The organism is Roseivivax sp., from assembly GCF_054552075.1.
Genome location: NZ_JBTOLZ010000017.1, coordinates 1 through 21,386, shown reverse-complemented (window position 1 = coordinate 21,386; position 21,386 = coordinate 1). Strand labels below are relative to the sequence as shown.

The window sequence follows — 21,386 nt, the reverse complement described above, 5'->3', positions numbered from 1 at the left end:
GAGTGTGCGGCGCATGCGGGACAAGGCGTCGACGGCCCTCTCCGGGTTTCTGCGTGCCGAAGACGGCAACATGTCGATCCTCGCCATCTTCGGGGCCTTCTCGCTCATCGCCATCGGCGGTGTCGGGATCGACCTGATGCAGGCCGAGATGAAGCGCAACAAGGTGCAGAACACGCTCGACCGGGCGGTTCTGGCGGCCGCGGACCTGGACCAGGATCTCGATCCCGAGTCGGTCGTGCGCGACTACTTCGACAAGATGAACATGCCCGACGCGCTGACCTCGGTCACCGTCGAGGAAGGGCTGAACTTCCGCCGGGTGAACGGCACCGCCCGCGAGACGCTGGCCGCCAATTTCACCTCGATCCTCGGGATGGAGGGCTTCCACGCCAATGGCGTCGCCACCGCCGAGGAATACATCCAGAACGTCGAGATCTCGCTGGTGCTCGATATCTCGGGGTCGATGGCGCAGGGCTCGAAGATGGCCAACCTGCGCAACGCCGCCGACACCTTCATCGAGACCGTGCTCGCGGCCGACAACGAGGGCCTCGTGTCGCTCTCGATCGTGCCCTACTCCGAACACGTCAACGCCGGGCCGCTTCTGACCGGCCAGCTCAACGTCGACTGGTTGCACGGCTATTCGCATTGCCTCGAGTTCCCGAACGCGCATTTCGGCTCGACGGCGCTCGATACCGGGCACCGCTTCCAGCAGATGCAGCACGTGCAGTGGAACTACTACGGCTACAACGAGATCGTCGACACGATCTGCCCGCAGTACAACTACGAGCGCATCCAGCCCTTCAGCAACAACGAGACGCGGTTGAAGAACCAGATCAGCCGGCTCGAGCCGCGGGCGGGCACCTCGATCTTCCTCGGGATGAAATGGGGCACGGCGCTGCTGGACCCCTCGACCCGGTTCCTGAACGACGCGGTGATCGCCGCGGGCCAGGGCAACAACGCCTTCACCGGCCGGCCCGCAGACTACGGCCGCGACGACACGCTGAAGACCGTGGTGCTGATGACCGACGGCCAGCACGACCGCTCCTACCGGGTGTCGAACTGGGCCTATGACAGCGAGTCCGACGCCACCCACTGGGCGCGCTACAACCTCTGGTATTACCTGCAGCGCAACGTGCGCCGCAGCAACTGGAGCGCCTTCTACTACCAGAAGTACAACGCCGACCTGGGCGACTCCCTGCTCGACGACATCTGCGACGCCGCCAAGGCCCGCGACATCGTCATCTGGTCGGTCGGCTTCGAGGTCACCGATCACGGCGCCTCGGTCATGCAGAACTGCGCCTCCTCGCCGGCCCATTACTTCGACGTCGAGGGCATCGAGATCGAGGAAGCCTTCTATGCCATCGCCCGGGCGATCAACCAGCTGAGGCTGACCCAATGATGCGTGATCTCCTCTCCTCCGCCCGCGCCTTCTGGCAGCGTGAAGACGGCACCGCCGTGGTGCCCTTCGCCCTCTGGACCCCGCTCTTCGTCAGCGTGATCCTCTCGGGCGTGGAACTGGCGGTGCTGACCGCGCGGCACACCTCGCTCGAGCAGGCGCTCGACCAGACGGTGCGCGACGTGCGGCTGGGCACCGGCACGCTCTACACCCACGACTCGCTCAAGCAGTCGATCTGCGACCGGGCGACGATCCTGCCCGATTGCGAAGGCAAGCTGCAGCTCGAGATGGTCGAGCTGGACATGCGCGATTGGACCGATCCGCCCTCCGAGGTGGCCTGCGTCGACACCTCGGGCACGGCCCAGCCGGTGGTTTCCTTCGAATACGGGCGCGACAACCAGCTGATGTATCTGCGCGCCTGCTACCTCTTCGATCCGATCGCGCCGACCTCGAGCTTCTCCGAGGCGCTGGTCAAGGATGCCAACGGCTATTCCGCGATCGTCTCAACCGCCGCCTTCGTGCACGAACCGAGCTGAGGTCCGCGATGTTTACCAGTATCAAGTCCCGCCTCACCCGGTTCCGCAGCGACACCGAGGGCTCCGTCACCGTCGAGGCGATCATCGTCCTGCCGGTGCTGCTTTGGCTCTTCGGGGTCACCTGGGTCTGGTTCGACGTCTCGCGCCAGCATGCGGTCAACCAGAAGGCCAATTTCACCGTCGCCGACGCGCTCTCGCGCGAGACCGATCCGATCACCCAGACCTATATCGACAGCTCCTACGAGCTGATGAAACACATGGCCAAGGCCGACAACGACACCTTCGACCTGCGGATCTCGGTGGTGCAATACAACGCCGGGCCCGATCAGTACCGGGTGCTCTGGTCCGAGGCGCGCGGCGAATACGCCGCCCACGGTCCCGATGACGCCGAGCTCTTCCGGCACCGGCTGCCGATCATGGCCAACAAGGACCAGCTGATCCTGGTCGAGAGCTGGGAGGATTACACCCCCGCGCTCGAGGCCGGGCTGAACGCCTTCGAGATCGCGATCTACTCCTTCACCCGCCCGCGCTTTGCGCCGCAGGTGCATTTCGAGGGCCGGACCTACAACGCCAACAACGGCTGGGGCAACGGCGACCAGGACGCGCCGGGCGGCTCGCTCTGCAACAACAACGCCGAGAACGCCGACGAGGGCGCCAGCGCCAACGAGTGCCAGGACAACGCCGATGGCCGCGAGAACCAGGGCAACGGCCGCTCCAAGCGCCGCCGCGACAGCTGATCGCTCCGCGGGAGTGACGGGCAGGACAGCCCCCGGGCGCCTGGAGAGGGCGGCCCGGGGGTTTTGGTTTGAGGGGGTGTTGGGGCGCTGGGGTCATGCGTCGCGCCGTCGCAACCGCCCGGCCAACGCAACCGCTGGTCCTAAGAGCCGCACGCGGCAACCGCCCCCACGACCCTCACAACAAGCCCTGCCCAAGGCCGGACCCGCCCTCACGCCGCAACCCTGCCAAGGTCGAACCCGTCACACCAGAGGGCGCGCGCCGGACCGGGGGTCGGCGCTGCTGACCTCTGGGCAAGGCGCTTTATCCCAGCAAGGTCAGGGCGAACGACACGCTAAGCGCGCCATCCAAAGGAGCGACGGCCCAAGGGGCCGGTCCGGCGCGCGCCCGGCACCTTCGGTGCTATTCGGGCGCAGGAAGGAGGCGCGTCAGGCGGGGGGCAAGGCGCTCAAGTGACGAGCGGTGCCAAGCCCCCCCCTACCCCGCCAGCTCCGGATGCCCATAGGCCTCCGGATAGCCCATCGGCTTCACCGGCCCGAGCGGCACCACGCCGTTCCAGGACCGCCCGAAATAGCCCTGGCGGCAGTGCACCAGCGAGCCCGCCTCACCCACGCCGGGCCGCGCGTGGACCCGGCAGAGCCAGCGCCAGAGGTGCGGATAGTCCAGGATCCGCGCGCCGTTCAGCTTCATCCGCAGGTAATACACCGGGTCGTGCCGGAAGAGCGTCGGGAAGAGCCGCAGATCGGCCTCGGTGAAGCGCCGCCCGGTCAGGAAATCGCGCCCGTCCGACAACAGCGCCTCGAGGCGCCCAAGGGCGTCGAAATAGGCGGCGAAAGCCTTGGCATAGACCGCCTGATCCGAGGAGAACCCCGCCTTGTAGGCGCCGTTGTTGATGTCGGTGTAGATCCAGGCGTTCAGCGCCTCGATCTCCTCGGCCAGCGCGGGGTCGTCGGGGAAGAGATCGGGGCGCTCGGCGCGCGGCAGGCGGCTGCCCAGCGCCTCGGCGCATTGGCCCAGCATGCGCAGGATCTCGGCGCTTTCGTTGTTCACGATGCGCCCGGCGCGGCGGTCGTAGAGGACCGGCAGGGATTGCTCCTCGGAGCCCTCGGCGCGGTAGAGTTCCTTCGCCAGACGCAGCCCGCGCCCGGTGCCGGTCTCGCGGGTGCATTCGGGCAGCACTTCGCCGGTGAGCGAGGCGCGGCGCTCGGGCGCGAACTCCCAGAGGCCGGGGCCCGCCGGGTCGTCCTCGCCGGTGCGGTTGGGGAAGGCCACGTCGAGGCTGATCGCCTGCTCGAGGCCCAGGACGCTGCGCGCCAGGGTGACGCGGTGGCACCAGGGGCAGTTGAGCGCCACGAAGAGGTGGTAGCGCCCCGGCTCGGCGGGGAACTCCGCGCTGCCGAGCTGGCCGCGAAAGCCGCTCCGGCCGCGGACAAATTCGCCCTTGGCCCGGCGGGCGGCGGCGTCGGTCTGGTCCTCCTCGACGGAGGCATCCTTGCGGGGTGGCGACATGGCGGCTCCTCCTTGGAAGAGAGGGTGGCCCGGTGCGGGGCGCTGGCAAGGGGGCGGTGGGGAGAGGGTGTGCCGGTGGGGGCAAAGGTCTGGGGGGGCGGGGCGTGCCAGTGGGGGCAAAGGTCCGAGGTCGCGGCGTGCTGTGCATGAACCGCAAGGGTCCGAGGGCGGGGCGTGTTGCGCCAGCGACAGGCAGAGAGGTCTCAGCGGACTGAGCGCCGCACGCCTTTTCTAAGAAGCGGACGCGCTGCCCGTCTCAGACCCCGCCGTCCGTTCCACAGCCCGGCGCGCTGCCCTGAGCGTCCGGCAGAGCCCAACCACCCCGGGGCCCACCGCAAAACCCAATCCACTGCCCAACTCCCAAGCCCCCTACCCCGCCGCCTCCCGCGCGGCTTCCAGCGCGGCGATCATGCCTGCGACCTCGGGCGTCGCATCGGCCCCGGCGCGCAGGCTGATGCCCACCGGCCCCGCCGTCAGCGGCGCGGTCAGCCGCAGGGCGCGCAGCTGGCCGCGCGCCAGCTCCTCCTCGACCACGCCCTCGGAGATGAACCAGATCGCCTCGGAGCGCTGCAACAGGCGGCGCGCGAAGGCCAGCGAGGCGGTCTCGACCACCGGGAAAGGGATGTCGATGCCAAGGCTCGTCAGATAGGCGCTGACCGGCTGGTGGATCACCGCGCCGGGCGGCGGCAGCACCAGCGGATAGGCCAGGAAATCCGCGGCCTCGGCGGGGCGGCGCAGCGGATGGTCGGGGCCTGTGACGGCGACGATGGCCTCGGCGTGCAGCTGGCGGAAGCTCAGGCCCTCCATCCGGGCGGGATCGACCAGCCGCCCGACCACCAGGTCGAGGCTGCCCTCGCGCAGCTGCGACAGCAACAGCCAGTTCGGCCCGGTCGAGATCCGCAACCGGCAATCGGGCCGGGCGGCGCGGAAGTGCAGGGCGGCATCCGGCAGGAGCCGTGTCGCGGCGGTGGGCAGCGCACCGATCCGCAGCCGGTTGCCGCCGCGATGGGCCTCGCGCGCGCCCTCGACGGCGCGGGACAGATCGCTGAGCCCCGCCGCCGCGAGCCGCTGAAAAGCTGCCCCCGCGGGGTTCAGCACCACCCGCCGCCCGACCCGGTCGAACAATGGCAGCCCGAGGATCTCCTCGAGCTCGCGCAGGGTCTTGGAGACCGCCGGCTGGGTGACATGCAGCTCCTCGGCCGCTGCCGCGACGGAGCCGCGCCGGGCGATGGCAAGAAAGGCCGAGACATGGCGCAGCCGCAGGCGAGGGTCGATATTCATAACCGATAGGTAATCTATCCCACCGCTTTTCTCAATTTTCTTCGCACCTCGGTTCTGTATGATGGCGCGAGGGAAGGAGGCCCCATGTCAGACAAACACGCCCGCGGCATGGCGGTGCGCCGCGCGGTCCTGGGCGATGCCCATGTCGACCGCGCCGAGGCCGCCGCGACGCCGCTCGATGCGCCCTTCCAGGCGCTGATCACCGAAGCCGCCTGGGGCACCGTCTGGGCCTCGGAGGCGATCAGCCGGCGCGAACGCTCGATGCTGACGCTGGCGCTGCTCGCGGCGACCGGCAACTTCGAGGAGATCCCCATGCACATCCGCGCCACCGCCCGCACCGGCGCCAGCCGCGAGGACGTGATCGAGGTCTTCCAGCACGTCGCGATCTACGCCGGGGTGCCGCGCGCCAACCACGCGCTGAAGCTCGCCAAACAGACCTTTGCAGAGATGGAGACCGACCATGAGTGACGGCGCCTTCTTCGCCCGGGACCGGAGCTGGCACCCGCCGGCGCTGACCCCGCCCTACCGGACCTCGGTTGTGCGCTCGCCCTCGCGGGCGCCGATCTCCTTCCCGCAGACCCCGTCCGAGACGACCGGGCCGGTCTTCGGGCATGACATCCTCGGCCCGCTCGATCACGACCTGATCCACAACTACGCGGCCTCGGGGCAGTCCGCGATCGGCCCCCGGATCATCGTCCAGGGCCGGGTCGTTGACGAGACCGGGCGCGGCGTGCCCGGCGCGCTTCTGGAGGTCTGGCAGGCCAATGCCGGCGGGCGCTACCGCCACAAGAAAGAGGGCTACCTCGCGCCGCTCGACCCCAACTTCGGCGGCTGCGGGCGCTGCATCACCGACGAGACCGGCGGCTATGCCTTCCGCACCGTGCAGCCCGGCCCCTATCCCTGGCCCAACGGCGGCAACGACTGGCGCCCGGCGCATATCCATTTCTCGGTCTTCGGCCATGGCTTCGCGCAGCGGCTCATCACCCAGATGTATTTCGAGGGCGACCCGATGATCGACCTTTGCCCGATCGTGCAGACCGTGCCGGACCCGGCGGGCATCGCGGCGCTGACCGCGACGCTCGACATGCGCAACACGGTGCCGATGGATTCCCGCGCCTACCGCTTCGACATCGTGCTGCGGGGCCGCCGCCAGACCCTGTTCGAGAACCGCAAGGAGGGCCTGTGATGCATCGCGAGCGCGAGCTGAAGGAAAGCCCGAGCCAGACCGCCGGGCCTTACGTCCACATCGGCTGCACGCCGAATTTCGCCGAGATCACCGGCGTCTACCCCGAGGACCTGGGCCGGGTGATCGCCGGGCCCGAGGCGCAGGGCACGCGGATCACCGTCACCGGCGCGATCTTCGACGGCACCGGGACGGTGCTGCGCGACGCCATGATCGAGGTCTGGCAGGCCGATGCCGCCGGGCGCCATCCGGGCCATGACCCGGAGGCCGACCCCGCGGTCACCGGCTTCGGCCGGGTCGCCTCTGACGGCGAGAGCGGCCAGTGGCGGATCGAGACGGTGAAGCCGGGCTCGGTGCCCGGCCCGGGCGGGGCGCAACAGGCGCCGCATCTGACGCTCTGGATCGTGGCGCGGGGGATCAACCTCGGCCTGCACACGCGGATGTATTTCCCCGACGAGGCCGAGGCCAATGCCGCCGACCCGGTGCTGGCCCGGATCGAGCACCGCTCCCGCGTGCCGACCCTGATCGCCCGGGAAGAGAGCCCCGGCGCCTACCGCTTCGACATCCACCTGCAGGGGGCGGAAGAGACGGTGTTCTTCGACGTGTGACGCGGGGCCGGGCGTGAGCCCGGCTGTCAATGGGCGCGCGGCGGCTCTGCTTTGGGCCGCCGCGTGTCGTTATTAGGCTGAAGAACCCCTCGTCGGGCCGACGAGCCTCACGGTGTGCGACCCGTCACCGCTTAGCTTTGTCTCGCGAACCGCCGCCCATAGCCGGGCGCTTATGCTTCACCGATCACCGCCGCACGCCGGACGCACAAGCCTTACCGCTTTCCGCCCAAGCCCGGCGCGGCTCCACCTCAGCCGTCCTCGCCCTGCCCGCGCGTGGCCACCATGATGGCGATGGAATCCGCCATGGGCTTGCTCTGCGAGGCGGGCATCACCCCGCCCACGGCGACCCGGCGGCCGAGCGACCAGTAGACCCCGGGGCGCCAGGCCCGCGGCTGGGCGTTGCGCATCTTCAGCACGAAGCCGTTCGAGGGCTTCATCGCGAACATCCCCCGGTCGACCGCGGCCACGTCCTCGATCCGGGCGACCACCCGGCCCTCGCTGTCGCTGAGCGCCTCGCGGGTCAGGGTCAGCGTCAGCCCGGTGGCGCGATGCATCGCCCGCGCCATCCAGAAGGACCCGATCCCCACCGCTACCAGAAGCGCCTGCCAGCCCAGCGCGGGCGGCCGCGCGGCGGCGACGTAAAGCACCAGGAGGCCCAGCGCCACCAGCAGGATCAGGCCGAACCAGCGGCGGCCGGGCGCGGCCTTCATCGTGGCGAGCACTTCGTCGGACATCCATCTCTCCTCAGGGTCAGCGGTGGGGTCAGCGGTCCTCTCTCCGCCTTTACGGCCTCGCCGCGGCGAAGGGAACCGCCCGGCCTTTCCCTTGCCGCGCCCGCGTGTCAGTTTGCCCGCAACAAGGAGGAGCCCATGCCCATCACCACCTGCATCTTCGACGCCTACGGCACGCTCTTCGACGTGGCCTCGGCCGCGCGCACCGCCGCCGAGGAGCCGGGCCGCGAGCGCCTGAAGGCCGTCTGGACCGAGATCGCCGAGGACTGGCGGCAGAAGCAGCTGCAATACACCTGGCTCCGGGCGATCACCGGCGATTACACGCCCTTCTGGGAGGTCACCAAGGACGGGCTCGACTGGGCGCTGGAGCGCCAGGGCCTGCAGGACGACCCCGAGCTGCGCGAGCGTCTCCTGGCGCTTTACTGGGAGCTCGCGCCCTTCCGCGAGGTGCCGATGATGCTGGCCAAGCTCAAGGCCGCCGGCAAGACCTGCGCGATCCTGTCGAACGGCAACAAGGACATGCTCGACGGCGCGGTCGACAGCGCCGGCATCGGCGAATACCTCGACGCGGTGCTCTCGGTCGAGGAGGTCGGGATCTTCAAACCCTCCGCCAAGGTCTACGACATGGTCGGCGCGCATTTCGGCACCCGCCCCGAAGAGGTGATGTTCGTCTCCTCGAACGGCTGGGACGCCGCGGGCGCGGCGGGCTACGGTTTCGAGACCTTCTGGGTGAACCGCAAGGGCGAGCCGGTGGACCGCCTGCCCGCCCGGCCCCAGCACGTGCTGGAAACGCTCGACAGCCTGCCGGATCTCGCCCGCTGATGCCGCGCTTTACGACCTCCGACGGGCTCTCGCTGCATTACACCGACGAAGGCGCGGGCCTGCCGCTCCTTTGCCTCGCGGGGCTGACCCGCGACGGCGGGGATTTCGACTATGTCGCGCCGCATCTGGCGGGCGTCCGGCTCATCCGGCTCGACTACCGCGGGCGCGGCGCCTCGGACTGGGGCGACCCGGCGAGCTACACCATCCCGACCGAGGGGCGCGACGCGCTGGAGCTGCTCGACCACCTGGGCATCGAACGCGCCGCGGTCCTCGGCACCTCGCGCGGCGGGCTCATCGCGATGATGCTGGCGGCCACCGCCAAGGACCGGCTCACGGGCGTGGCGCTGAACGACATCGGCCCCGAGATCGCCCCCGCGGGCCTCGAGGTCATCAAGGATTACCTCGGCCGCAACCCGGTCTGGAAAACCTACGAAGAAGCCGCCGAGGTGATCGGCACCCGCATGGCGGGCTTCGCCAATGTCCCGCAGGGGCGCTGGGACACCGAGGTCCGGCGGCTCTTCCGCGAGGGGCCCGAGGGCCTCGAGATCCCCTACGACCCGAAGCTGCGCGAGGCGGTCCTGGGCGACGGCGCGCAGCCCGCGCCGGACCTCTGGCCGCTTTTCGATGCGCTCGACGGCCTGCCGCTCTGCGCCATCCGGGGGGCCAATTCGGACCTGCTGACGCCCGAGACCTTCGCCGAGATGCAGCGCCGCCGCCCCGACATGATCGCGACCGAAGTGCCCGACCGCGGGCATATCCCCTTCCTCGACGAGCCGCCCGCCCGCGACGCGCTCGCCCGCTGGCTCGAAAGGCTCGCCTGATGGACATCGACCGGATCCGGGCCGCCCGCGCGCGGCTGAACGGCCAGGCGCGGCGCACGCCGCTGCTGTCCTCGCCCTTCCTCGACGAACTCGCGGGGCGGCGGGTGCTGGTGAAGCCCGAATGCCTGCAGCACACCGGCAGCTTCAAGTTCCGCGGCGCCTGGTCGGCGCTTTCGGCGCTGGAGCCCGAGCGCCGGGCGCGCGGGGTGATCGCCTTTTCCTCGGGCAACCACGCCCAGGGCGTGGCGCTGGCGGCGCGCGGGCATGGCACGAGCGCGGTGATCGTCATGCCCTCGGACGCGCCCCGGCTGAAGATCGAGAACACCCGCGCGCTCGGCGCCGAGGTGGTGCTTTACGATCGCGGCCGCGAGGACCGCGACGAGATCGGCGCGCGGCTCGCCGAAGAGCGCGGGCTGACCCTGGTGAAGCCCTTCGACGAGCCCGAGGTGATCGCCGGCCAGGGCACCACCGGGCTCGAGATCGCCGAGGACATGATGGCGCTCGGGATCACCCGCGCCGACGTGCTGGTCTGCTGCGGCGGCGGCGGGCTGACCTCGGGCATCGCGCTGGCCTGCGAGGCCGAGGCCCCGGGCCTGCGCGTCCGCCCGGTCGAGCCCGAGGGCTTCGACGACACCGCCCGCGCGCTGGCGACCGGCGAGGTGACGCCCAACGCCCGGCTCTCGGGCGGGCTTTGCGATGCGATCATCACGCCCGCGCCGGGCAAGCTGACCTTCCCGATCATGCAGCGGCTCTGCGGGCCGGGCCTCGTGGTCCGCGAAGACGAGGCGCTCTCCGCCATGGCCGAGGCCTTCCTGCGGCTGAAGCTCGTGGCCGAACCGGGTGGCGCCGTGGCGCTGGCGGCGGCGCTTTACCACGGCGAGGAACTGGAGGGCGACGCGGTGGTGGTCACCATCTCGGGCGGCAATGTCGATCCGGCGATCTTCGCTCAGGCGCTGGCGGCGCGCTCCAACGCCGGGTAGCGCCAGCCGAGCGTCAGCGCCCGGAAAACAAAGCTCAGCGACATCGCGGCCCAGAGCCCGTGCATCCCGAAGACCGGCATCAGCGCGGCCACGGCGGCGAAATAGCCCAGGGTCGCGAGCACCATCATGTTGCGCATGTCGGCGGTGCGCGTGGCGCCGATGAAGATCCCGTCGAGCATCCAGGAGGCCAGCCCCAGGATCGGCGCGGCGACCATCCAGGGCAGGTAGTCCCGCGCCTCGGCGCGCACGCTCGGCACATCGGCCATGAGGTCGATGATCGACGGGCCCGCGACCCAGAAGGCCGCCGCCAGAAGCACCGCCCCGACCCCGCCCCAGAGGCTCGAGATCACCGAGGCGCGCCGGAGCGTCGCCCGCGCCCGCGCCCCCAGCGCCTGGCCGACCATGGCCTCGGCGGCGAAGGCGAAGCCGTCGAGCCCATGCGCGGTGATCTGCAGGAACTGCACCAGCACCTGGGTCGAGGCCAGCGTCACGTCGCCGAAGTCCGAGGCGAAGAGCAGGAAGGACAGGAAGATCGACTGCAGCAGCAGCGAGCGGATCAGGATGTCGCTGTTCACCCGCGCCATGCGCGCCAGCTTCTCGCGGTCGAAAACCCGCGCCCAATCGCGCCAGTCGGGCACCCGGAAGGCACCGCGGCAGAGCCAGAGGCCCAGCGCCAGCCCGGACCATTCGGCGATGAAGGTCGCCACGGCCACGCCGTCGACGCCCCAGCCGAGCCCGAGGACGAACCAGAGGTCGAGCAGGATATTCACCCCGTTCATCCAGAGCTGCAGCACCAGCACCGCGCGGGTGCGCTCGCGGGCGATGAGCCAGCCGATCACCCCGTAGATCGCGATGGCCGCGGGCGCCGACCAGATGCGGATCGCCATGTAGGAGCGCGCCAGCCCCTCGACCTCCTCGCTCGCCGGCGAGATTCGGAAGGCGCCCCAGAAGAGCGCGGGCTGCAACAGGATGAGGGCGGTGCCGCCGGCAAGGCCGATCATCAGCACCCGGGTCAGGATCGCCGCGACCTCGGCGCGGTTGCCCTGGCCCTCGGCCTGGGCGGCAAGCCCGGTGGTGCCCATCCGCAGGAAGCCGAAGACCCAGTAGAAAGCGGTGATCATCACCGCGCCGATGCCCACCGCGCCGATCGGGGCGGCCTGGCCGAGCTGGCCCACCACGCCGGTGTCGACCGCCCCCAGGATCGGCACCGTCGCGTTCGACAGCACGATCGGCAGGGCGATCTTCAGGACGCGGCCATGGGTGACGTCCCGCGGCGCGGCGACCCCGGTCTCGGTCTCAGCCATCGCTGCGCGGCATCAGGAAATGCGAGGTGGCCATGGCGAAGGGCCGGGCGTGGTTGTCCTGCCAGGCCTCGGCCATGACGCTGGCGTAGCGCCGCCCCGAGCGGGTGACGCGGGCGCGGGCATAGGCGTCGCGCGGCAGGCCCGAGCGCAGGTAGTCGACGGTGAAGTCGATGGTCTTCGGCAGCCGCGGCAGTTCGCCCGCCTCCAGCGCCTCGACCTGCAGCTCGCCCGATTCCACGTCTTCCCAGAGCCACTGGTAACAAAGGGTGATCAGCGCCGTGATCTCGAGGAAGGCCGCGGTCACCCCGCCGTGGATCGCCGGCAGGAAGGGGTTGCCGATGAGGTCGTCCTTGAAGGGCAGGACGGCGGTCAGCTCGTCGCCCTTGCGGTCGAACTGGATGCCCAGCGTCTGGATGTAGGGCACGCCGCCCGCAAGCGCCGCCAGCGCCGCGTCGCGCCGCTGCTTGACCACCTGGACGGGATCGGGGGGACGCCGGGCCGCCATCACGCGCCCTCCACGGTGAAGGCGCCGGTGGCGGTGGCCACGGGGTTCTCGGCGTCGCTGTCGGTCGCGGTGGCGCTGACGAAGGCGACGTTGCGGGTGATATGCGTGCAGCGCGCCTCGGCGGTGATCGTGTCGCCGGGCTTGGCGCCGCGGCGGTAGTCGATGCGCAGGTCGATGGTCGCCGTGCCGCCGGGCGCCGAGGGGTGGCTCATCACCGCAGCACCACCGCAGGTGTCCATCAGCGCCGAGACCGCGCCGCCGTGGATCACCCCGGTCTTGGCGTCGCCGACGATGCGTTCGTGATAGGGCATGGTGATCCGCGCGTAGCCGTCGCCGAGCTCCTCGATCTCCATGCCGAGGGTCCGCGAATGGGGGATGCTCGCGATGAACTGCCGGGCGATTCTGGCCTTGTCCGCAACCACTTGTCTGCCTTCCCTGCGGCTTCATATGTCCTTGGGGTTATCCCTGCTCAGAGGGCGGGGAACAAGCCCCCTTGCGCGCCGGGGCGCCCTGCCCCTTGCCCATGCCGCGCATATCGCATTATTTCGGGCGCACGCAGGCGCCCGGAAACCCGAGGAGACCCGGATGGCAGACGAGACCCGCCTCAGCTTCAAGGACATGTGTGCCAAGTTCGATGTGACGCCGCGGACGCTGCGCTACTACGAATACATCGAACTTCTGCAGCCCGAACGCGAGGGCCGCTCGCGGTTCTACGGGCCGCGGGAGGTCGCGCGCATGACCCTGATCCTGCGCGGGCGGAAGTTCGGTTTCCAGCTCGAGGACATCCGCCAGTGGCTGCTGATCTACGAGAAGGAAGGCACCGAGGCGCAGATGCGGACCTGGGTGACCATGGCCGACCGCCAGCTCGGCGAGCTCGAGGAGCAGCGCCGCCAGCTCGACCAGGCGATGGACGAGCTGAAGACCCTGCGCGACGAGACCGCAAAGTCGCTCGACGGCTGAGGCGCGGGGTTTTCGGCGGCGGATTGGCGGCGGGCTGCTGGTCTGCGCTCCGATCTCGGCGCTTGATGAGCGGCGGGCTGGTGGTTCGAGCCCCTGATCTCGGCGCTTGATGGACGGCGGGCAGTCGGCTCACTCCCCGGATCTCGGGTATTGGTGAACGGCGAGCAGTCGGCTCAACGCCCGGATCTCGGTTTGGGATGGGCGGTGTGCCGCCGGTCGACGACCCTATTCTCGGCGGGGTTCGGCAGGGCACCCGCTGAGGGCAACGCGATCCATGACGTAACGGCACAACCCAGGCGGGCCGGGCGTGATCCGCGCCACGCGCTGGAGGTCATGCGAAACGGGCTTCGCCTCAAGGCACTGTAATCGCTCTAAATTACAAGCCACTACTCACCTCTCCCCGCCGCCAAACCCACCGCGCCCGACCGCCCCATAGCCCCGCCGCGCCGTGACCCCCCGTCAGAGAAAAAGTGACGTGACGTATGAGTTACGTAAACGTCACCCCGTGTTGTATCAGCGGGGTCGAGCGCATTACCTCTGGCTTGAACACATCGGCTTGCGAGACCCATGACCCCGACCTCCGACGACCGCATCATGACCATCCGCGAGATGTGCGACGCCTATGACGTCACGCCGCGGACCCTGCGCTTCTATGAATCCAAGGAGCTGATCTTCCCGATCCGCGAGGGCCAGCGACGGCTCTTCACCAGGCGCGACCGGGCGCGGCTCAAGCTGATCCTGCGCGGCAAGCGCTTCGGCTTCAGCCTCGAGGAGATCCGCCAGCTGCTCGACCTCTACGACATGGGCGACCAGCAGCGCACCCAGCTCGCCCGCACCTACGAGGTCGCCCAGGAGCGGCTCGAGGCGATGATCGCCCAGCGCGACGAGCTCAACGAGGCCATCGCCGACCTCGAGGACCAGATGCGCTGGGGCGAGAAGATCCTCGGCTCCATGTCGCACGGCGACAAGGCCGCAGAATAACACCGGTATTTCCCAAGGGAGGACACCATGCCCGTCTACCACGCCCCCACCAAGGACATGCTCTTCGTTCTCGACGAGGTGCTGAAGACCGCCGAGGCCGGCATCGAGGGATACGAGGACCTCGACCGTGAAACCCTGCAGGCCATCCTCGACGAGGCCGGCAAGCTGGCCGAGAACGTGCTGGCGCCGCTGAACAAGGTCGGCGACGAGCAGGGCTGCAGCCTGGAGAACGGCGTGGTCCGCACCCCCGAGGGCTTCCGCGAGGCCTTCGACCAGATGCGCGACGGCGGCTGGACCGCGCTCGACTGCGATCCCGAGTATGGCGGCCAGGGCCTGCCCTACCTCGTCTCGACCGCGGTGGGCGAGATGTTCTCCTCGGCGAACATGGCCTTCAACATGTACCCGGGCCTGACCCATGGCGCCTATAACGCCATCCACGCCCATGGCTCGGCCGAGCAGAAGGCGACCTATCTGCCGAAGATGGTCACCTGCGAGTGGGGCGGGACCATGAACCTCACCGAGCCGCATTGCGGCACCGACCTGGGCCTGATCCGCACCAAGGCCGAGCCCCAGGACGACGGCAGCTACAAGATCACCGGCAACAAGATCTGGATCTCGGCCGGCGAGCACGACATGTGCGACAACATCATCCACCTGGTGCTGGCCAAGATCCCCGGCGGCCCCGACGGCATCAAGGGCATCTCGCTCTTCATCGTGCCGAAGTTCCTGGTGAACGAGGACGGCAGCCTCGGCGAGCGCAACGCCCTGTCCTGCGGCGGCCTCGAAGAGAAGATGGGCATCCACGGCAACGCCACCTGCGTGATGAACTACGACGGCGCCAAGGGCTTCCTGATCGGCGAGATGCACAAGGGCATGCGCGCCATGTTCACCATGATGAACGAGGCCCGCCTCGGCGTCGGCCTGCAGGGCTATGCCCAGGGCGAGGTCGCCTACCAGAACGCGCTCGGCTTCGCCCGGGACCGTCTGCAGGGCCGTGACGTGACCGGCGTGAAGAACCCCGAGGGCCCCGCCGATCCGATCATCGTGCACCCCGACGTGCGCCGGAACCTGATGCACCAGAAGAGCTTTGTCGAAGGCGCCCGCGCCTTCACCTTCTGGGGCGCCTCGATGATCGACCGCGCGCATCGCAACGAGGATGCCGCCGCCGAGGGGCTGATCTCGCTGCTGACGCCGGTGATCAAGGGCTTCCTGACCGACAAGGGCTTCGACACCGCGGTGCTCGCGCAGCAGACCCTGGGCGGCTCGGGCTTCACCCGCGAATGGGGCCTCGAGCAGTTCGTCCGCGACGCCCGGATCACCATGATCTACGAGGGCACCAACGGCATCCAGTCGCTCGACCTCGTGGGCCGCAAGCTCGGCCAGGACGGCGGCAAGCACGTCATGGCCTTCTTCGACATGGTCAAGGACTTCATCAAGGAGACCAAGGGCCAGGACGAAGCCTTCGACCGCGACTTCCTCGATCCGCTGAAGCTGGCCTCCAAGGACCTGCAGCAGGCGGGCATGTACTTCATGCAGAACGGCATGAAGAACCCCAACAACGCGCTCTCGGGCTCCTATGACTTCATGCACCTCTTCGGGCATGTCTGCCTGGGCCTGATGTGGGCGAAGATGGGCCTCGCGGCCAAGGCGGCGATCGAGGCCGGCGCGAGCGACGACTTCTACGCCGCCAAGCTCGCCACCGGGCGCTACTACATGGCGCGCCAGCTGCCGGCCACGGCGATGCACCTCAAGCGCATCGAGTCCGGCGCCGAGACGGTCATGGAACTGGACGCGGCCAACTTCTGAGGCCAAGGGTGGGCGGAGACGCCCACCCGTCCCGAGGAGGCCCCATGCCCAAACGCTTCCGTCTGACCCGCCGTTTCCCCGTCGCCATGACCGAGGACGGCTACCGCAGGCTCCGGCGCTTCGCCGCCGAGGCCGGGCTCGACGAAGGCGAGGCATTGAGCTTCCTCTTCGAGAACTTCGACAGCGTCACCGAGAACGAGGCGCTGTCGCACCGGCTCAGGCTGTTCAACGCCGAGCTGGAGGCGCGCAAGCGCTGAGGACCGCCACGGCCTGGGAGGAGGCAAATGGCAGCAGAGGCACCGATCGCGACAGGCCCCGCCCTTCGGGCGGCGCTTGGCCGGGCCCGCCCTGCCCTGTCCCGTCTTCCGGCCCGAAGGGGGACGCGCCCCGGGCGCAGGCATTTGGGAAAGGACCGCGCATGACCATCGATCTGCATTGCTTCGGAGAAAGCGGCAACGCCTACAAGGCCGCGCTGGCGCTGGAACTGTCCGGCCTCGACTGGCGCCCGGTCTTCGTCGACTTCTTCAACGGCGCGACCCGCAGCGCCGAATACCGCGACCTCAACGCCATGGGCGAGGCTCCGGTCATGGTCGACGGCGATGTGACGCTGACCCAGTCCGGCGTGATCCAGATGTATGTCTCGGAGAAGTCGGGCAAATTCGCCGGCACCACCTCCGAGGAGCAGCGCGAGGTCATGCGCTGGGTGTTCTGGGACAACCACAAGCTCTCCTCGCAGGCCGGGGTGACGCGGTTCCTCCTGAACTTCCTGCCCGAGGACAAGCGCCCGACCGAGGCGATCGGCTTCCTGCAGGGCCGTCTGAACGCCGCCTACCAGGTGCTCGACGCCCATCTCGCAGGCCGAGACTGGATCGTCGGCCAGGGCCTCACCAACGCCGATCTCTCGTGCTGCGGCTACCTCTATTACCCCGAGCCCTTCGGCTTCGACCGCAAGGACTGGCCCCATATCGACGCCTGGCTGACCCGGCTTTCGGAACAGCCCGGCTGGAAACACCCCTATGAGCTGATGCCCGGCAACCCTTCGGACCGGGCGTGAAAGGAGACCAAGGATGACCGACGCCTATATCTACGACGCGATCCGCACCCCGCGCGGCAAGGGCCGCAAGGACGGCGCCCTGCACGAGGTCACGAGCGCGCGTCTCTCGGCGCATGTGCTGAACGGCCTGAAAGAGCGCAACAACCTTGAAGGGCACGCGGTCGAGGACGTGATCTGGGGCAATGCCACCCAGGTCGGCGAACAGGGCGGCTGCCTGGCGCGCACCGCGGTCCTGGCCTCGGACCTCGACGAACGCATCCCCGGCCTCTCGATCAACCGGTTCTGCGCCTCGGGCATGGAAGCGGTGAACCTGGCCGCCAACCAGGTCCGCGGCGGCGCGGGCGAAGCCTATATCGCCGGCGGCGTGGAGATGATGGGCCGCGTGGCCATGGGTTCGGACGGCGCGGCCATCGCGGTCGATCCCTCCATCGCCATGGACAGCTACTTCGTGCCCCAGGGCATCTCGGCGGACATCATCGCCACCGAATACGGCATCAGCCGCGATGACGCCGACGCCTTCGCGGTGGAAAGCCAGAAGCGCGCCGCCAAGGCCTGGGAAGAGGGCCGTTTCGCCCGCTCGATTCTGCCGGTGCGCGACCAGAACGGCCTGCCGATCCTCGATCACGACGAATACATGCGCCCGGGCACCGACATGCAGTCGCTGGGCTCGCTGAAGGCCTCCTTCAAGGAGATGGGCGAGACCATGCCCGGCTTCGACAAGGTGGCGACGCTGAAGTATCCGCATCTCGCGGGGATCAACCACATCCACCACGCCGGCAACTCCTCGGGCATCGTGGACGGCGCCGCGGGCGTGCTGGTGGCCTCCAAGGAATGGGGCGAGAAGCACGGCATCAAGCCGCGCGCCCGGATCCGCGCCACCGCCAAGATCGGCACCGATCCCACGATCATGCTGACCGGCCCGGTGCCCGCGACCGAGAAGATCCTGAAGGACTCCGGCATGGCGATCGGCGACATCGACCTTTTCGAGGTCAACGAGGCGTTTTCCTCGGTGGTGCTGCGCTTCATGCAGGCCTTCGACGTCGACCACGGCAAGCTGAACGTCAACGGCGGCGCCATCGCCATGGGCCACCCGCTGGGCGCCTCGGGGGCGATCATCATCGGCACGCTTCTCGACGAGCTGGAGCGCTCGGACCGCGAGACCGGCCTGGCCACGCTCTGCGTCGCCTCGGGCATGGGTGCCGCCACTATCATCGAGCGGGTCTGATCCATGGCCACCGCCCCGGAAACCCGAACCGCCCTCGAGATCGCCGAGACGCTGCTGACGCGCGCCGACGCCGCGCTCGAAGCCGGTGATTTCGCGGCGATGGCCCCCTGTTTCACCCTGCCCTACCGGCACAGCACCGCCGAAGGCGAGACCCGGCTCGACCAGCTCTCCGAGTTGGAGGCGCTGTTCCAGAAGATGCAGGAGCAGTTCCGCAGCCTCGGTGTCACCCGGATCGACCGGGTGGTCACCGAGGCGCGCTTTGCCGGGCCCGGCCGGATCGCCGCCACGCATGAGACCCATCTCTTCGCCGGCGAGACCCCGGTCATCGCCCCCTACCAGGCGATCTCGGACCTGGCCTGGGCGGATGGCGACTGGCGGGTGCAGGCGAGCCATTACACCGCGACCCGCGACAAGGGCCACGCGGCGGCGCTGACCCCGGACCGCCCCGGACCCGGCGCCGACGACTGAGATTTTCCGCCCGCCGCGCGACCGGCGGGCCCGATATGACAACCTTCTCCAAGGGGAGACTGACATGACCGATTTCACGATGGACAAGGGCGCCGACGGCGTCGCGGTGATCACCTGGGACTGCCCCGGCAAGTCCATGAACGTGCTGTCGATGGAGGCCGGCCAACACCTCGAGAGCCTGATCGACGAGGCGCTGGCCGATGACGCGGTGAAAGGCGTGGTCATCACCTCCGGCAAGGACAGCTTTGCCGCGGGCATGGACCTCAACGCCATCGCGGCCATGAAGGACGCCGCCGGCGAGAACCCCGCCGAGGGGCTCTTCGAGGGCGTCATGGGCCTGCACCGGGTGCTGCGCAAGATCGAGCTGGCGGGCATGGACCCCAAGACCCAGAAGGGCGGCAAGCCGATCGCCGCGGCCCTGCCCGGCACCGCGCTCGGCATCGGGCTCGAGCTGCCGCTGGCCACGCACCGGATCTTCGTGACCCCCGATCCCAAGGCCAAGATCGGCCTGCCCGAGATCATGGTCGGCATCTTCCCCGGCGGCGGCGGCACCACCCGCCTGGTGCGCAAGATGGGCGCCATGGCGGCCTCGCCCTTCCTGCTCGAGGGCAAGCTCTCGGACCCGATGAAAGCCAAGGCGGCGGGGCTCGTCGACGAGGTCGCGGCCGATCCGCTCGAGGCGGCGCGCACCTGGGTCCTCGAGGCCACCGACAAGGACATCGTGAAGCCCTGGGACCAGAAGGGCTACAAGATGCCCGGCGGCGCGCCCTACCACCCGGCGGGCTTCATGACCTTCGTCGGCGCCTCGGCCATGGTCCACGGCAAGACCAAGGGCGTCTACCCGGCGGCCAAGGCGCTGCTCTCGGCGGTCTACGAAGGCGCCATGGTGCCCTTCGACACCGCGCTGAAGATCGAGGCGCGCTGGTTCACCCATGTGCTGATGAACCCCTCCTCGGGGGCGATGATCCGCTCGCTCTTCATCAACAAGGGCGCGCTCGAGAAGGGCGCCGTGCGGCCCGAGGGCGTCGATGACCAGTCGGTCAAGAAGGTCGGCGTCCTGGGCGCGGGCATGATGGGCGCCGGCATCGCGCTGGTCTCGGCCATGGCCGGGATCGAGGTGGTGCTGCTCGACCAGAAGCAGGAGGCCGCCGACAAGGGCAAGGCCTATACCGAGGGCTACCTCGACCAGGGCATCAAGAAGAAGAAGGTCGACGAGGCCAAGAAGGAGCGCGTGCTGGGGCAGATCACCGCCACCACCGATTACGCCGCGCTCGAGGGCTGCGACCTGATCATCGAGGCGGTCTTCGAGGACCCGAAGATCAAGGCCGAGGTCACCGCCAAGGTCGAAGAGGTCATCGGCGAGGATTGCATCTTCGCGACCAACACCTCGACCCTGCCGATCACCGAGCTGGCCAAGGCCTCCAAGCGCCCCGAGCAGTTCATCGGCATCCACTTCTTCTCGCCGGTCGAGAAGATGGCCCTGGTCGAGATCATCAAGGGCGGCGCCACCGGCGACCGCGCGACCGCCAAGGCGCTGGACTACGTGCGGCAGATCCGCAAGACGCCGATCGTGGTCAACGACGCGCGCTTCTTCTACGCCAACCGCTGCATCATCCCCTACATCAACGAGGGCATCCGCATGGTCGCCGAGGGGGTGAACCCGACGCTGATCGAGAATGCCGCGAAGATGGTCGGCATGCCGCTCGGGCCCTTGCAGCTCGTGGACGAGACCTCGATCGACCTCGGCGCCAAGATCGCCCGGGCGACCAAGGCCGCCATGGGCGCGGAGTATCCCGACGAGGCGGTCGACGAGGTGATCTTCTGGATGGAGGGCGAGGGCCGTCTCGGCCGCAAGGCCAACGCCGGCTTCTACGCCTACGACGAGAAGGGCAAGCGCCAGGGTCTCTGGGAGGGTCTCGCGGCCCGCTACCCGGTGGCCGAGGAGCAGCCCGAGCTGACCGACGTGCAGCATCGCTTGCTCTTCGCCCAGGCGCTGGAAGCGGTGCGCGCGCTCGAGGAAGGCGTGCTGATGGACATCCGCGAGGGTGACGTCGGCGCGATCCTCGGCTGGGGCTTCGCGCCCTGGTCCGGCGGCCCGCTGTCCTGGCTCGACATCCTCGGCGCGCCCTATGCCGCCGAGCGCTGCGACGCCCTGGAGGCCGCCTACGGCGCCCGTTTCGCCTGCCCGACGCTCCTGCGCGAGATGGCCGAGAAGACCCAGAGCTTCTACGGACGGTTCGGCAAGACTGCCGAGGCGGCCTGAGGGTCAAGGGGCCCTGCGGGGCGCTGTTTGTGACGAGATGGAGGGGAGCCCCGGGTGGGGGCTCCTCTTTTTCGTTGGGGGTGGTTGATTGGCGGTGCCGAGGCCCGAGCCGAGCCGAGCCGAGCCGAGCCGAGCCGAGCCGAGCCGAGCCGAGCCGAGCCGAGCCGAGCCGAGCCGAGCCGAGCCGAGCCGAGCCGAGCCGAGCCGAGCCGAGCCGAGCC

At 69.3% G+C, this 21,386-nt stretch carries 23 protein-coding genes; 17 read left to right on the top strand and 6 right to left on the bottom strand.

The window, feature by feature from the left end; all coding sequences use genetic code 11:
* The first annotated feature begins 70 nt into the window (after positions 1 to 70).
* From ACX938_RS13235 to ACX938_RS13225, 3 genes are read left to right on the top strand one after another with little or no spacing between them, the layout of a single operon-like run.
* Positions 71 to 1,396: a pilus assembly protein TadG-related protein gene (locus tag ACX938_RS13235; protein WP_459431407.1), complete on the top strand. Its 1,326-nt coding sequence runs from the start codon at positions 71 to 73 to the stop codon at positions 1,394 to 1,396.
* Positions 1,393 to 1,929: a TadE/TadG family type IV pilus assembly protein gene (locus tag ACX938_RS13230; protein WP_232755056.1), complete on the top strand. Its 537-nt coding sequence runs from the start codon at positions 1,393 to 1,395 to the stop codon at positions 1,927 to 1,929. Before ACX938_RS13235 ends, ACX938_RS13230 begins: the two co-directional genes overlap by 4 nt.
* A gap of 8 nt (positions 1,930 to 1,937) precedes the next feature.
* Positions 1,938 to 2,666, top strand: a complete 729-nt coding sequence (locus tag ACX938_RS13225; protein ID WP_232755055.1) for a TadE/TadG family type IV pilus assembly protein — start codon at positions 1,938 to 1,940, stop codon at positions 2,664 to 2,666.
* A gap of 475 nt (positions 2,667 to 3,141) precedes the next feature.
* Here ACX938_RS13225 and ACX938_RS13220 read toward each other — a convergent pair whose 3' ends face one another.
* Both ACX938_RS13220 and ACX938_RS13215 read right to left on the bottom strand, forming a co-directional pair.
* Positions 3,142 to 4,173, bottom strand: coding sequence for a glutathione S-transferase C-terminal domain-containing protein (locus ACX938_RS13220; protein ID WP_459431406.1), 1,032 nt, complete (start codon positions 4,171 to 4,173; stop codon positions 3,142 to 3,144).
* Positions 4,174 to 4,542: 369 nt separating this feature from the next.
* A complete protein-coding gene (locus tag ACX938_RS13215; RefSeq protein WP_459431405.1) occupies positions 4,543 to 5,454 on the bottom strand; it encodes a LysR substrate-binding domain-containing protein in 912 nt (303 codons plus the stop codon).
* Positions 5,455 to 5,538: 84 nt separating this feature from the next.
* Here ACX938_RS13215 and pcaC point away from each other — a divergent pair, with 84 nt between their 5' ends.
* From pcaC to pcaG, 3 genes are read left to right on the top strand one after another with little or no spacing between them, the layout of a single operon-like run.
* Positions 5,539 to 5,922, top strand: coding sequence for a 4-carboxymuconolactone decarboxylase (pcaC, locus tag ACX938_RS13210; protein ID WP_232755052.1), 384 nt, complete (start codon positions 5,539 to 5,541; stop codon positions 5,920 to 5,922).
* Positions 5,915 to 6,640: a protocatechuate 3,4-dioxygenase subunit beta gene (gene pcaH, locus ACX938_RS13205; protein WP_459431404.1), complete on the top strand. Its 726-nt coding sequence runs from the start codon at positions 5,915 to 5,917 to the stop codon at positions 6,638 to 6,640. Before pcaC ends, pcaH begins: the two co-directional genes overlap by 8 nt.
* Complete coding sequence (gene pcaG / locus ACX938_RS13200) at positions 6,640 to 7,245, top strand: protocatechuate 3,4-dioxygenase subunit alpha (RefSeq protein ID WP_459431403.1); 606 nt, start codon at positions 6,640 to 6,642, stop codon at positions 7,243 to 7,245. Before pcaH ends, pcaG begins: the two co-directional genes overlap by 1 nt.
* Before the next feature lie 248 nt (positions 7,246 to 7,493).
* Here the strand turns inward: pcaG and ACX938_RS13195 are convergent, their stop codons facing one another.
* On the bottom strand, positions 7,494 to 7,979 hold the full coding sequence (locus ACX938_RS13195; RefSeq protein WP_459431402.1) for a hypothetical protein: 486 nt from the start codon (positions 7,977 to 7,979) through the stop codon (positions 7,494 to 7,496).
* A 135-nt stretch (positions 7,980 to 8,114) separates the two neighbouring features.
* On the opposite strand from ACX938_RS13195, the gene ACX938_RS13190 reads away from it, so the two are divergent.
* Genes ACX938_RS13190 through ACX938_RS13180 form a run of 3 tightly spaced genes read left to right on the top strand, consistent with a single transcriptional unit; the run spans position 8,115 to position 10,599 of the window.
* Positions 8,115 to 8,798, top strand: a complete 684-nt coding sequence (locus tag ACX938_RS13190) for a haloacid dehalogenase type II (protein WP_459431401.1) — start codon at positions 8,115 to 8,117, stop codon at positions 8,796 to 8,798.
* A complete protein-coding gene (locus ACX938_RS13185) occupies positions 8,798 to 9,619 on the top strand; it encodes an alpha/beta fold hydrolase (RefSeq protein WP_459431400.1) in 822 nt (273 codons plus the stop codon). The genes ACX938_RS13190 and ACX938_RS13185 overlap by 1 nt, the downstream gene beginning before the upstream one ends.
* A complete protein-coding gene (locus ACX938_RS13180; protein ID WP_459431455.1) occupies positions 9,616 to 10,599 on the top strand; it encodes a threonine ammonia-lyase in 984 nt (327 codons plus the stop codon). Before ACX938_RS13185 ends, ACX938_RS13180 begins: the two co-directional genes overlap by 4 nt.
* On the opposite strand, the gene ACX938_RS13175 is transcribed toward ACX938_RS13180, so the two are convergent.
* From ACX938_RS13175 to ACX938_RS13165, 3 genes are read right to left on the bottom strand one after another with little or no spacing between them, the layout of a single operon-like run.
* On the bottom strand, positions 10,566 to 11,903 hold the full coding sequence (locus tag ACX938_RS13175) for an MATE family efflux transporter (protein ID WP_459431399.1): 1,338 nt from the start codon (positions 11,901 to 11,903) through the stop codon (positions 10,566 to 10,568). The genes ACX938_RS13180 and ACX938_RS13175 overlap by 34 nt on opposite strands.
* Complete coding sequence (locus tag ACX938_RS13170) at positions 11,896 to 12,408, bottom strand: PaaI family thioesterase (protein ID WP_232755045.1); 513 nt, start codon at positions 12,406 to 12,408, stop codon at positions 11,896 to 11,898. Before ACX938_RS13170 ends, ACX938_RS13175 begins: the two co-directional genes overlap by 8 nt.
* Positions 12,408 to 12,830 carry a PaaI family thioesterase gene (locus ACX938_RS13165; protein ID WP_459431398.1) on the bottom strand — a complete coding sequence of 141 codons (423 nt, stop codon included), beginning with the start codon at positions 12,828 to 12,830 and terminating at the stop codon, positions 12,408 to 12,410. Before ACX938_RS13165 ends, ACX938_RS13170 begins: the two co-directional genes overlap by 1 nt.
* Positions 12,831 to 12,993: 163 nt before the next feature.
* Here ACX938_RS13165 and ACX938_RS13160 point away from each other — a divergent pair, with 163 nt between their 5' ends.
* The 8 genes from ACX938_RS13160 to ACX938_RS13125 all read left to right on the top strand — a co-directional run bounded on the left by ACX938_RS13160 (position 12,994) and on the right by ACX938_RS13125 (position 21,165).
* A complete protein-coding gene (locus ACX938_RS13160; protein WP_232755043.1) occupies positions 12,994 to 13,368 on the top strand; it encodes a MerR family transcriptional regulator in 375 nt (124 codons plus the stop codon).
* 567 nt (positions 13,369 to 13,935) lie between these two features.
* Entirely contained in the window at positions 13,936 to 14,349 is a 414-nt protein-coding gene (locus ACX938_RS13155; protein ID WP_232755042.1) for a MerR family transcriptional regulator, read from the top strand.
* Between the two features lie 27 nt (positions 14,350 to 14,376).
* Entirely contained in the window at positions 14,377 to 16,155 is a 1,779-nt protein-coding gene (locus ACX938_RS13150; RefSeq protein ID WP_459431397.1) for an acyl-CoA dehydrogenase C-terminal domain-containing protein, read from the top strand.
* A gap of 44 nt (positions 16,156 to 16,199) precedes the next feature.
* Entirely contained in the window at positions 16,200 to 16,412 is a 213-nt protein-coding gene (locus ACX938_RS13145) for a hypothetical protein (RefSeq protein WP_232755040.1), read from the top strand.
* Between the two features lie 161 nt (positions 16,413 to 16,573).
* On the top strand, positions 16,574 to 17,209 hold the full coding sequence (locus ACX938_RS13140; protein WP_459431396.1) for a glutathione S-transferase family protein: 636 nt from the start codon (positions 16,574 to 16,576) through the stop codon (positions 17,207 to 17,209).
* Positions 17,210 to 17,222: 13 nt separating this feature from the next.
* Positions 17,223 to 18,434 carry an acetyl-CoA C-acetyltransferase gene (locus ACX938_RS13135; RefSeq protein ID WP_232755038.1) on the top strand — a complete coding sequence of 404 codons (1,212 nt, stop codon included), beginning with the start codon at positions 17,223 to 17,225 and terminating at the stop codon, positions 18,432 to 18,434.
* 3 nt (positions 18,435 to 18,437) lie between these two features.
* Positions 18,438 to 18,902: a hypothetical protein gene (locus tag ACX938_RS13130; RefSeq protein ID WP_232755037.1), complete on the top strand. Its 465-nt coding sequence runs from the start codon at positions 18,438 to 18,440 to the stop codon at positions 18,900 to 18,902.
* 64 nt (positions 18,903 to 18,966) lie between these two features.
* Entirely contained in the window at positions 18,967 to 21,165 is a 2,199-nt protein-coding gene (locus tag ACX938_RS13125) for a 3-hydroxyacyl-CoA dehydrogenase NAD-binding domain-containing protein (protein ID WP_459431395.1), read from the top strand.
* Positions 21,166 to 21,386: the final 221 nt, after the last annotated feature.